The organism is Rothia sp. HMSC065B04, assembly GCF_001812285.1.
Lineage (GTDB): Bacteria > Actinomycetota > Actinomycetes > Actinomycetales > Micrococcaceae > Rothia > Rothia mucilaginosa.
On the sequence record NZ_KV808410.1, the window covers coordinates 90,872 to 102,787 of the forward strand.

The 11,916-nt window shown below is 57.9% G+C and carries 7 protein-coding genes; 1 reads left to right on the plus strand and 6 read right to left on the minus strand.

The genetic code is table 11. From position 1 onward, the window contains the following. A partial coding sequence (locus HMPREF2845_RS07770) for a YncE family protein (RefSeq protein WP_371260523.1) occupies positions 1-519 on the minus strand: 519 nt, incomplete at its 3' end. 376 nt (positions 520-895) lie between these two features. After that, positions 896-1,975: an S-layer homology domain-containing protein gene (locus HMPREF2845_RS07775; RefSeq protein ID WP_070634386.1), complete on the minus strand. Its 1,080-nt coding sequence runs from the start codon at positions 1,973-1,975 to the stop codon at positions 896-898. 487 nt (positions 1,976-2,462) lie between these two features. Here HMPREF2845_RS07775 and HMPREF2845_RS07780 point away from each other — a divergent pair, with 487 nt between their 5' ends. Continuing rightward, on the plus strand, positions 2,463-3,215 hold the full coding sequence (locus HMPREF2845_RS07780) for a nicotinamide mononucleotide transporter (protein ID WP_070634387.1): 753 nt from the start codon (positions 2,463-2,465) through the stop codon (positions 3,213-3,215). 168 nt (positions 3,216-3,383) lie between these two features. Here HMPREF2845_RS07780 and HMPREF2845_RS07785 read toward each other — a convergent pair whose 3' ends face one another. The 4 genes from HMPREF2845_RS07785 to cas7u are packed head-to-tail and all read right to left on the minus strand — an operon-like array spanning position 3,384 to position 10,173. After that, a complete protein-coding gene (locus tag HMPREF2845_RS07785) occupies positions 3,384-4,448 on the minus strand; it encodes an aldehyde dehydrogenase (RefSeq protein ID WP_070634388.1) in 1,065 nt (354 codons plus the stop codon). Beyond that, complete coding sequence (gene cas3u / locus HMPREF2845_RS07790; RefSeq protein WP_070634389.1) at positions 4,448-7,288, minus strand: type I-G CRISPR-associated helicase/endonuclease Cas3g; 2,841 nt, start codon at positions 7,286-7,288, stop codon at positions 4,448-4,450. Before cas3u ends, HMPREF2845_RS07785 begins: the two co-directional genes overlap by 1 nt. Then, positions 7,281-8,870, minus strand: coding sequence for a type I-G CRISPR-associated protein Csb2 (gene csb2 / locus HMPREF2845_RS07795; RefSeq protein WP_070634390.1), 1,590 nt, complete (start codon positions 8,868-8,870; stop codon positions 7,281-7,283). Before csb2 ends, cas3u begins: the two co-directional genes overlap by 8 nt. Position 8,871: 1 nt before the next feature. Continuing rightward, on the minus strand, positions 8,872-10,173 hold the full coding sequence (cas7u, locus tag HMPREF2845_RS07800; protein ID WP_070634391.1) for a type I-G CRISPR-associated RAMP protein Csb1/Cas7g: 1,302 nt from the start codon (positions 10,171-10,173) through the stop codon (positions 8,872-8,874). Positions 10,174-11,916: the final 1,743 nt, after the last annotated feature.

Here is an 11,916-nt window from a genome sequence, read left to right on the forward strand (position 1 = left end):
AACGGAGCGGGGGTGCTCAATCCAGTTCGGGTCGGTCTCTGCGATACCCGCGGTGGTCCAGACCTGCTGCATCGTTGCCTGATCGTACACGGACACGGAGTTGTCGGTGGTGTTGGTAACCCAGACGGTACCGTCTACATCGTCAACGGTGATGCCGTAAGCTGCGTCGTACTGGTAGCCCTTGTCGTTCTTGACGATGGGCAGCTCGGCGACTGCCTCAATCTTCAGGGAGTTCGCGTCAATACGAGCGATAGTAGAAACGTGCTTGTCGCGGTCAGCGGTGCCCGCAACCCAAATCTTGTTGGTCTTCTTGGAGTATGCGACCTGGAACTGACCGGGCAGGCCCTGGGTGATCTTTGCCATCGCCTTGTCGGTGATGGTGCGAGCGTCAGTGCTCTGGCTTGCCGCCGGGGTGGAGTCTGCCGCGAACGATGCGGGGATGGTGGCAACACCTGAAATTGCCAGTGCCAGCGATCCAACGGCGAGGCCCTTGAATGCCTTGCTCGATGCGAGGTTCATATGTATGTCCTTTATCGTGTGGGTGGTGTGTGAAGGGGCGCCTCTCCCCTGTTTGAGGGGCGGTGTTTTTCTGCCTTATGCGGCGGGTGTTTCGTGCACCCACAAGGAGTGAACTAGCCTTCACACAGTATTAAGTAAGGCAACCATTAACTTACCTTCTAGGTAATACTTACTTAGCGCACAGGATTTTGCAAGATTTTAGGCATATATAACGCAAAATTTCATATGCCAGGCACAGCCTGTCACTAAAACTCCCCGAGGTGCGGCAATACGGGACATGGCAAAACCCCCGCCTCCAGCAAAAGCCAGAAGACGGGGGTTCCACGCACCCCAACGCACGGTACCTAGGTGACACGGTGCCAGGGGTGACTAAATATTAGGAGACATACGAGAAGTCAGTGAACAGCAGGTTCTGCAGCTTGTAGCGGCGAATGAAACGAGCCAGCTCCGCACGAGTAGTCGGCGCGGTCGGGTTGAACACACCCGAAGAATCCAGCACGATGTCGTTCGCGCCAGCCCACGCAACGTAACGGTGCAGAGTACCGGCACCCAGCACGTCGCGGAAACGAGAACCAGCAGCCTCATTCATCTCGGTCAGCTGAACCTCCGCGTTGTACTGGAACAGCACAGCCGCCAGCTCCTCGTGAGAAACCGGTGCGGTCGGGTCAATCTTGTCGCCACCAGTGAGCGGCTCAGTGATCTTGCGGTCACGAGCCCAGTGCAACGCATTCGCGGTCGGGCGGCCTGCCGCATCCGCAAAGGGTGCAACATTAGAGTTTTCACTCACGCCAGCGTGACCAGCAGCGTGGTTCAGCAGAGCAATAAGCTCCTCACGGGTCACAGGGCGGTCCGGCTCAAACGCGCCAGACTGCGGGTTCGGCATCAGCCACTTCTTCTGGTTCGCCATGCGGATATCCTCAGCGAACGGGTGACTATCCGGAACATCCTCGAAAGAAGTCTTCAGGATCTTAGTCTCAGCCACGGGGATGCGCGCAGCAATCTGGGGGGTAATCTCCTGGCCCCACGGGTCGGAGCAAATATCCAGCTGCAGGGCGTGATCAACGCCCTCACCCTGCATCAGCTCGATGGGGAACTGGTCGCTACCGCTGAAGCTGTCAGCATCACCGTCAAATTCGGGGGTGAGCGGCCAGGAGCGCAGAGTTTCGAAAGAGTCGTTACGAACGTAGCCGTGGCGTACGGTCAGAGTGGTGCCTTCGGTGAGGAATTCGCGTAGACCGTGTGCAGTGTAGTTGACGGTCATACCGGTTTCAGTGATGGTGGCACGCTGAATAACGAGGCGCGGGCCTTTAGTTTCCTCGGTTGCCGGGGCAAGGTTTGCGGGAGCTTCGTCAGCCTGAGCGGCCTGTGCCTGCAGGGTCAGTGCGCCTGCAGCGGCGGCGGCGGAAGCACCCTTTACGAAAAATCGTCGTGAGAGTCGATGGTTAAGCAAGGGCATGATTGTCCTATTCAGTTCTTGTTTGAGTTGAGTGAGTTACGGGTGACAGGACGCACGGACAGCGGCGTAAACGGTGAGTGAGGCCGATACGTTGGGTCCCCTCCCCTATGTGCGTGAGTGAGACGCAGTGTACGGGGTGCGGATGTCTGTCGGGCGGATGCGCGGTGAGTGAGACCGGCACGAGTTCCCTGACCCAGTCATCTAGCGTACCTTAAGGTCCCCTTAAAGCGAAGATGAAACGACGGTGATTTTACGCCCATTTTTGATATTTAACGAAGTAGGGGCGATATCTGGCAAGGTTTGCCGGAAGTTGGTATGGGGTTTTATTGGGGCGATTTTGGATTGTTCCACACCGAGGCGTTCCGGGGTGTGGATTATGTGGGTTTCTGAAGTTTTATGTGTGACACGCCGTTTCAAACCCTTTTCAAAGAGTTATAGTTATTGGTACCCTATCACTGTTTCTATATTCCCAACAAAGGAGTTACCCATGGAGGCCAAGGAATTCTCTGAGAAGGCCCTCCTCTTTTTCGCCAAGTCCAAGTACGCCGACCTCTTCGGCGTAGCACTGGTCATCGCCATCGCAATCGCCTCAGGATACCTGAGCACCAACCTCGCCAAATACGTCGACTGGGGCCCGATTACGAACTTCATTCCCCTCGGCGTGATTTCCGTGATTAACGTGGGTATTTCAATGATGTCTACCCGCCTGACCGGCCGCCTCTCAAACATCGGCAACGTGCTCGGCATTATTAACACGGCACTGTCTGGCGCAATTGACTACATTCTGGGCAACAAGGCAGCGATCATCACCTACCCGGTGACCTTTATCGTGTACACCTTCGCGATTCGTAGGTGGCAGAACTCCGAACGCGGCAAGGCGATGGAACCGCCGACTGGCGCGAAGGGTCAGCTGATTATCAGCAGCATTGTGGTGGGCTCGTTCGCGTTCTCCCTGATTGCGAACTATGTCGGTTACGGCGGCAAGACCTCGTTCCTGTTCTGGATCACGACCGTAGTGTTTGGCCTGTCCCTGTCAGCAAACATTCTGAACGCGCTCAAGCTCACGATGCAGTGGCAATTCTGGTTCCTGTACAACACCGTGCAGTGCATCAAGGCGCTGACCCAGGGCAACTTTGCGAACGTCGGCAAGTACATCTTCTACATCATCAACAGCGTGGCAGCACTGCTGCTGTGGACCCGAAATGGCACCGCAGCCAAGGGTACCGTGGCGGTGGCGTAAGGGGCGGTTCCCTAGCGCACTAGCTACCGCATATCCGCTCAGCGATATGTAGACGCTCAACGAAACGTAGAGGGAGGGGCCCTCCGGTGATTCAACCGGAGGACCCCTCCCCTGCATTTTGCTGGTATATTTGCCGGCATTATTTACCAGCCTCGATAAGCGGCTAGGTTAGCCCAGCGGAATCGCGCTACCCTTCAGAACCTGACGCTCAGGTGCCGAATCGCTACCCACCTTCGCGATGGGAAAAGCAACAAAGGCCTGAACGCCCTTCTCACGAAGAATCGCCTTCTCATCCGCCAACTCAGACACGAAAATGTCAGTACTCCAAGAACCGCGGTCCATCGCTTTACCGAGTTCGTCAACCACCCTACGGTAGGGGTGGCTGCGCAACACGGTTCGCAACCGGGCGGGCGTAACCCTTCCGGAGGGTACCGGAAGCACCATGAGCCGCGGGTGCAAAGCGTTGTACGGGTAGGCACCGGGGGTCACGCCGATTCGGTGGATCTGGTGAATCACCGGGAAGTTCGCAACACCCACCAGGGCACAGAAGGCGAGCGCAGTATCCGTCGGCTGCGGGACGGTGAAACCGGTTCCGGTTCGGGAATCCGGCTTCTTATCCAGCGAGTCATGCAGGGTCTGCCCGGTAATACCGCTGAGCATCGCGGAAGGTTCCCAGGTTGCCAGGTCCGCGCACATCAAGCGCAGACGGTCCTTGACGAATTCCTGACCCTTGTTGCGAGTTTTCATCTCCCAACGGGACGCACCGTGGTCGGGGCGAGGCGCCTTGACTTCAAAACGCCAGTATGCCGGTTCGCCCAGGCCAGCAATCCACAGAAGGGACAGCAGGTCGTCACGTTCCATCAGCGCATCCAGATGAGCCTGTCGGGTCTTCTGATGAGAGGCCCAATCGTCCGGGTACTTCTCCGCGTCAATTCCGCGAATACGCGGTGAGAACGGGGAGAAAACAGCGGTTTCCTTACCCGCGCCGTAGGACTGGTCAACGTTCACCCAGCTGTCTTCAGCGGCCAGGGAAGAAACGTAGGAGTGCACGCACTCGGCAATTTCTTCTTCTGACACGCCTTCAGCATGCATTTGGGCGCGCGGCTGGCCTTCCTGAGACCAACCTACAGTGACGGTTCCGGGGTGCTTCTGCTCAACCATCAGGGACAGCCCGTAGAGGGCAAAATGGGTCAATGCCGAGGTGTAGTCACCGGCAATAGTCAGCGTTGCCATTAGTGTCCCTCCCGTGAAATCTGAGCGTCTGCTGCGCGTTCGACGGCCTCAAGGTAGGCGGTAGCGTACGGGCCGTAGGTGCGGCTCGTCTGCTCCATGAGGTTGTCCCAGTAGCCGACGTTGAAGAGTCGGTTCGCCTGTTCCTTGAGCGCTTCGTAGTCCAGCCCCTCGGGCAGGTAGCCTTCCTTGAGCAGGAAGTCTGCGTCGTGGGCGAAGGCGAACCGGCCGTGACCGTGACTGCAGCCAATGATGCGCAATACCAGGTCGCGGTGCTCCCCCACCTTTTCGGGCGAGGCCGCAACCATGAGTGCAGACAGCTGCTCGTGGCGCCAGCCCCTCGGCAGGGCGCTACGGCTACGGGCGCGGTACGCTTCGGCCACGGAACGGTGGCCGCTCTTTGCAAGCGCCTCCGCATCCGGGTCTGCACCTAGCATCTGCTGGAAACGCAGGTCGCGCTTGCCCTCGTCGTGGTACTTTGCCGCCAGTTCCAGGGCCTCAGAGAATTCCGGTGCCAGGCCGAGGTTCTCGGCAAGCTGGCGGGTACGCTCAGCAACATCGTTCTGGTGGTCGTCCAGAAGAACGGGAGCAGCCAGCACCAGTTCCTGAGCGATATCGGAACCTTCAACAGACTCTTTGCCGGTCACTTCGGCGTACCAGGCGATAACTTCCTGACCGCCCTCAGCCTCGGTAGAAAGCTCAGAAGCAATCATCTTCTTGCCATCAGTGCTCTGGCTGTCGAGCAGTTCCGCCGCCTCTTCGGGAGAGAGACCCAGGTATTCCCTGAAGTGTTTCTCACGGTCCGCGCACTTCTCATACACGTAGAGCTCGGCCACGTAGAGCTCGGCATCATCGAGGAAGGGCACAGCCTTCAGCTCGTCCTTCTTAGAAGGCAACTCACGCTGAGTCACGGCAATGCCCTGGTTCGTGAACGGAACACTACCCATGTCAAGAAGCAGAACGTCACCAGGAGCCAACGACTGACTGCTCTCTGCTCCATGGTCAGCATCCTGCCACAGGGAGATTTCGCCCTGACGGTAAAGGAACTTACGCGGCTTCACGCCGTGCTCATCCTGGTAGTCCAGAATCTCCTGGAGAATCTTCAGATTCGCGGGGAAGGTTTCCCGGTCGCTCGGTGCAAAGTAGCTGGTCTTGAGAATCTCCATGGCGGCAGAAGTGTTGCTCGGCAGGTTATCGCGCACGATAACACCACCCATTGCGGTTTCTGCATCCAGAGAGTCGTGCAGCCACAGGTCAAGGTCCGGCTCATCGTAGGGATTCTCGTCGGTACGCGAGAATTCCAGCAGGTCAGGCCATTCCGGGCGCTGGTAGAGCAGACGCTCCGGGGAGGACTGTACCGGCGGGTTCTTCACCATTGCGGCGGGGTTCACCGACGGGTTCTCAGCACCGTTGAGCGCTTCGAGCCATGCATACGCATTGCTCAGGTCGACCGCCTTGTAGGGAGGCGCGTCCTTCTTCACCGAGTCACCGCTCGCAGGCTCAATAACGACGACCTTGGAATCCTTACGGCGACCCAGACGGTTAACACGTCCGAAGCGCTGCGCCAAGGAAGAAGCCGGAGCCAGCTCAGTCACCAGGTCAGCAAAGTCAACGTCAATACCGACTTCGAGAGTCTGGGTGGCCACAACAACCTTCACGGACTTATCGCCTTCGGTAGTGAAGAGACCGGAGTGTTCCGCCTGCAGATTCTCCAGGTCGTACGGGCGCATGCGTCCTACGAGAAGCTGAACCTCTTTCGCCTTTTCAAGCACCTTGTTCTTAACTAGCGCTTCTTTGATGGCGATAGCCGTCCGCACATGGTTGACAATACAACCGATAGTGTGGGCTTCCTCTGAGCCTTCGCTCGCCTCACGGTGGGCCAGGAACTTCTTGATGGCGTCCACGGCGGCGTTCACGGTCGCAGCGTTACCGGGCTTACCATCCCACTTATCAATGGGGTGGAGCATCAGTTCCTTATGCGAGTAGACACGGCGGTGCAGCTCTTTATCATTCGGCTTATCGAGAGCCTCAATGTCCACGCCCAGAGTAGTCGATTCGCTGTCCTCAGTTGAGGGGGTAGCGGTCGTCTCAACCACCTGCAGGGTGGGAACGCCCAGGTTGACCTCGCGCTTCTGCAACTGCGCGATACGCTGAGTGGTGTGTAGTAGCTGACGGTTCATGTGAGCCTCGTCGAGCACCATGACGGTGTCCATAGCCAGCAGGGCGGTCTCACGCGGGCGGGCAGCCTTGGTGCTGCCATAGCCGCGGAAGAGCGCTCGCGAACCGTACATGTCGGGGGTTGCGGCGATGATTGCGCATGCCGAAATGTCGGTCACCGGCAGGGTGCGGTTCGAGAGTTCGCCACGAATGTGGCCAACTTCGAAGGGGTCATTCCCCTGCTTGTCATTGCGAGTCTGGAAGCTCTGGAGAGCTTCATCCACCCTCCGTAGAATATCGGACTCGCCGGATTCATCAGCGAGCGCCTTCTCCATGCATTCGAGAATCTTGTAGGCGCGGTCTACCTGGTTGTCGACCAGCGCACGACGTCCCACGGTCACGCAGAGGCGACGGGGAACGCGCGGCGCGGCGCCAACCGCAGCGAGCGCATTCGCGAAGAGGTGGATATCAACCACGGAGGACTTACCGGAGCCGGTCGGTGCGTTAATACGTTCCGGCCATACTCCGTGCTCGCAAATGTGGTCGAGCACCTCTTCCTGCCAACTGAAGGGGTAGTGCTTTCGCTCTCCCTTGGGATCCTCGTTGAGTGCGGCGTCAAGTGCAGCAAAGAAGTCACCGAACTCATCACGAGTAATAGAGGGCAGCTTGGTAGCGGGGCTAGTCATGCTTTTCCTCCTTCTTGCGGCGATCGTATTCTTCGGTGGGCACGTCGAATGGAACCAGCAGGCCGCCGCCCATGTGGCGGGATTGGCCGATGGCTACGAGGGTCGTGTCCGTTGCCAGGTTGCCGAGGTCTACGACGCCGCGCCACGGTTCTGCGGGCAGAGTGCGGGGCAGCTTGTAGGCGTAGGCGGCGGGGTTCTGGGTTACACGGTGTGCTTCCAGGACCTTGGCCTCAGCCTTTTGAGCAACCTGATCCCTCAAGCTACGAATTCGTTCGCGTGCGGTTTCAGCCTCGGGCGCTTCGAAGCTGTCACGCCACACGTAAGCCATGGAAAGCAGAGCGGCGTCTGCGAAGGTCCAGGCCTTCGTCTCAGTCTTCTTCGGGCGGTTGAAAACGCGCGATTCGGGAACGGCCGCGCTGAGAGTACGCCACAGGCGCTTGTACCCAGTCTTGGGAGCATCCCAGAAACCCTGTGCGGGCAGGCGCTTCTGGCGAAGCTTCACGGTCAGTCGGGGGAAGTCCTGAGCGTAGAGAGTTTCTACGCTCCTGAGTGCGATACCGAGTTCTACTGCTTCATCGGTCGGGGCGCTTGCCGGGACCAAGACGAGCAGGACTCCCTGAGACTTCACTTCACGACGCAGGTAGTCAGGCAGGTAGCGGGCGGGCAGGTACTGCAGCGCCAGGCTGTTGGCCGGCTTGTGACCCTTGGGGTACCTGCCGGTGATGAGGCTGGGCGCGCCGAATCCTGCGGCAGCTACGAGAGCCTTGTGCAGCAGGGAGCATGCCTTGACGTACTGTTCGGGCTTCAGCCCTTCACCGTCTACTTCAAGGAGCCACAAGTATTCCCAGGGGCTGGTGGAGGTTTCAGCCTCCACAGGCTGGTACTTGATGGATCCCAGGCCTGCGGTGGGTACCGATGAGGGGCGCATCGTGTCGCTCGCTGCGGTCTTGTCGCCTGCCTTGGTGGGAACCTTGGCGGGGTACGCTTCTGCATGAGCACGCATGAGCGCGTTGATTCGACCGGGTACGGGTACGCGGACGGGCATACCGCCTGCTTCGAAGGGGCCCGACTTGGTGTCGATGGTGTGGGTGGGTTCCACGTCTCCGGTGTAGAGGGCGGTGAAGCTGCTGGCTTCTCCGAGGGAGGGTACTTCTCCGCAGAGCTGGGTGATGGTTTCCGCGATGTCTGCGGGTACCTTATCGTACTGCCAGCCGATGGTGTCGGATACTGCCCAGCCGTCGGATACGGCGCGACGTTCGGTCTGCCGCCCATCCTTGGTGGAACGTGCTACCTCGCGGTACATGAATCGGCTCATCTTGTTGGGTGAGCGGTACACGGGGCACATGTCGGGAAGCTGCAACCCTGTCGGGGGGTTCTCCTCAAGCCACTTGAGGGCCTTGAGAGATTCTTCCGAGGGGGCGAGCTGCCCGTTTTCGATAATTGCGTGAGGTCCCTGCGCGGCCGCGCTGAGGAGCGCGGCCTGCAAGCGGGCAGGGTCGGGGAAGGCGTCGGGGCTTCCGTCTGCCTTGTGGCCCTGGTATACGCCGAGCGGGAACCTCGCGAGAATTCCGAGGTTCGTCATATTATTCAGCGTCCTCCGCGGTGGCGTTCTTGATGATGATGGGGTTGCCTTCGACGTTGAAAGTCTGGCCGTTCCAGTCAGCCACGCCAGCCTTCTTGGCATTCTCGATAGCCTCGAGGAGCAGCTGGTCGGTGTGTTCAACGGTCAGGGGTGCGAAGGGCTTCTTCTCACCGAAACGCTGGTCGAGGGTGACAACGGGTGCGGCAGATTCGATCAGGTCACAGTTGGCACGGATGTAGAGTTCACGCTCCGCACGGGCGATAGCGTTGAGGCCGAGCGCGGCAAGGAGTGCACGGGCAGCAACGTTCTTGTTTTCGTCCTGACCGAAGCGCAGCTGGCGCAGGCTAGCGAGGCTCAGAACCCAGGAACGGATGATACGGCGGCAAGCGACACCGCCAATTTCCTCAACCGAAGGCGGGATGCTACCCAGACCGAGATGGGATGCGGAGATACGGTCGTCAGCCTTGGCGGTCTTTACTTCCTTGCGGCGTGCGGCAACGTTCTTGGCGCTCAGTTCAGCTTCCTGGTCATCGACGAGAGAGTTAAGTTCCTTGGCGCCAAGCTTTACACTGGCAGCTACAGCGTCAACACGAGCACCGCTACGACGTGCCTGCTGCTCTTCACCAGTACGCTTCTGATCAGCGAGGACACCAATAATTTCACCGACGAGGGCACTGCGCAGGCGGACCTGGTTGCTCTTGCGGGTGGAATCCCAGGCACCGAAGAGAAGTGCTGCGGGGGCGGTGTTGAGCAGTGCACTCATATCTGCAGGCGTGCAGTTGCGCAGTGCACGGTAGTCGTCGTTTTCAGTGATGAGCTTGCCATCGATGGTGCCGGCGCGGAAGTGGCCGTCGAAGATTCGGTGGGAGAGCTCCATGTCGGTGTATTCGACGGGGCCGTTTTCGGTCTGGTAGGTGACGACAGCGCGGGGAATCTTGACGACTGCTTCGTCGCCGTACTGGCGGCCCTGTTCGATGGCGGCTTCTGCGCGGTTGAGTTCGGACTGCTTGCTGTCAATGAGGACGACGGTCTGAGGCTTACCCTTGACGACCTTCTTGGTAGTCTTGGAGCCTTCATTCTTCGTGGATTCGTCCTGGTTCTCGGTCTTCCCTGCGATGTAGCGGGTCTCGTACACAAAAACGGACTTAGCAGCCTGTCCCTTGCCATCAACGTACTTGGCGGGTGCCACGGATGCGTGGGGGCCTGCTGCGGGTTCAAGTTCGGTGCTGGAGGTGATTACGGAGCCGCCGCCGAGCTTGACGTTCTCGATGAGATCGGCGAGGGTAATGATGTTCTGGGACATGATTGTCTCCTTAGGTAGTGTGTGCACATCTCGCGTCAATGCGTGGGTTGTGCACGATTTTTCTTGCGTAGCTTTAAGCTACCTGTCTTTTCCGAATGGTGCGCGTGTTTTCGTCACGCTGCTAATTCGGTATGCCATTTCCCTCTCCCCTGTGCTGTCACGTCCGTGTTTTGGTAGTGACAGCACAGGGCATGAAAGGTAAGCATATGGCCACACAAGCGGTCAGCATGCAGACAGATTGGGAGACCCCTCCGTACTGCCGGTATACTGATTAGGTTATGTCTGCGGCAACAGACATAACCGCCGCTTGATGCGGTAAATGCTTATTGAACAAAAGCCGCCCGTTGCGCCTCGCGTAGCGGGCGGCTTTTTGCTCGTAAGAGCAGTCGGAACATGTCCTTCACCTCCAAGGTCGGGGTTAGAGTCACTTCAGCAGGGTACTGCCGAGACTTCTGAACCGGTTGATATCTCAACCTTAGCATTAATAAATTTTAGAAACAACCCTCGCGCACCCAGAATTAAAAATCCATATAAACAAAAACACCCCTCTCAAGATTACAAGACTCTTGGAGGGGCGATTTTCTATAGAAAGCTTCCATAGTTTTTGCCATGGAAGAAGTGAAAACGACAGAGCACTCAGAAATAAAAATCCATCCCTCAATGAAGGCCCCAGCCATCTCTAAGATTCGGTTGGAGATTTGAGTAGGAAAGAAAAATGCAAAATCCTGTGATATCGCTTGTACATCCATTATCCAGTCTCCTCTCCTGTGATGCAATCGGCTCTCTTCTCTGCTCATGACTTCACCATAGCGCTGTTACAGATTACGCGCATCCGATTTGGTCATTTCAGACTCAGATAGCTGGCAAGAGGGATCTGCAGTAGATACCGTATCTAGCCCATCTTCATGTTTTAAAGATATGAGCCCCGTTCTGGAAACCACTCTGGTTTCTAGAACAGGGCTACGCAACCCGTGTGAGACTTTCCGATTCACGTCCAGCGTTGTAACGAAGTCCCCACCCGAAGGTGGAGAAATACACCAGACTCATCACCAGCAGTTCACTCCACCCGGCCTCAATGAAAGTCCCCGCCCGAAGGCGGGGAAATCACGGGGTCCAGCCACGATGAGAGCCGCACGAGCCTTGCCTCAATGAAAGTCCCCACACGAAGGCAGGGAAATCATCCTTGGTGCCTCGGACGTAGCGGTCCTTGAACTCGCCTCAATGAAGGTCCCCGCCCGAAAGCGGAGAAATTTGCAGAGGTGGTCAGCCACATCAAAAGGATTCGCGCGCCTCAATGAAAGTCCCCACCCGAAGACGGGGAAATACAGCCGGTGCACCACCGTGTGGAAGCGGTCGTGGAAGCCTCAATGAAAGTCCCCGCCCGAAGGCGGGGAAATAGCTAGCAAAACTAGCATGTTATGGCATAACCAGGCTGTGGTATGAAAGTCTCGCGGATTACGTACCCAAAGTGTACATCACACGATATCTATGCCTACCGAAGCTTCGTCATTCGAAGGTTGAGAAATCCCCAATTCAAACCGACACCACCCACTCCCTGCGTCCTTTGCCTCAATGAAAGTCCCCGCCCGAAGGCGGGGAAATGCGGTCTTCTCGTCGACGACCTGAACCCTCATCACCGCCTCAATGAAAGTCCCCGCCCGAAGGCGGGGAAATATCGGTAGCCGTCTTGATCTGGTCGGTCGTCTCCTCGCCTCAATGAAAGTCCCCGCCCGAAGGCGGGGA

Coding starts and splice junctions, on each gene's coding strand:
- HMPREF2845_RS07775 (WP_070634386.1), bottom strand. CDS start 1,975: ATGCCCTTGCTTAACCATCGACTCTCACGACGATTTTTCGTAAAGGGT.
- HMPREF2845_RS07780 (WP_070634387.1), top strand. CDS start 2,463: ATGGAGGCCAAGGAATTCTCTGAGAAGGCCCTCCTCTTTTTCGCCAAG.
- HMPREF2845_RS07785 (WP_070634388.1), bottom strand. CDS start 4,448: ATGGCAACGCTGACTATTGCCGGTGACTACACCTCGGCATTGACCCAT.
- cas3u (WP_070634389.1), bottom strand. CDS start 7,288: ATGACTAGCCCCGCTACCAAGCTGCCCTCTATTACTCGTGATGAGTTC.
- csb2 (WP_070634390.1), bottom strand. CDS start 8,870: ATGACGAACCTCGGAATTCTCGCGAGGTTCCCGCTCGGCGTATACCAG.
- cas7u (WP_070634391.1), bottom strand. CDS start 10,173: ATGTCCCAGAACATCATTACCCTCGCCGATCTCATCGAGAACGTCAAG.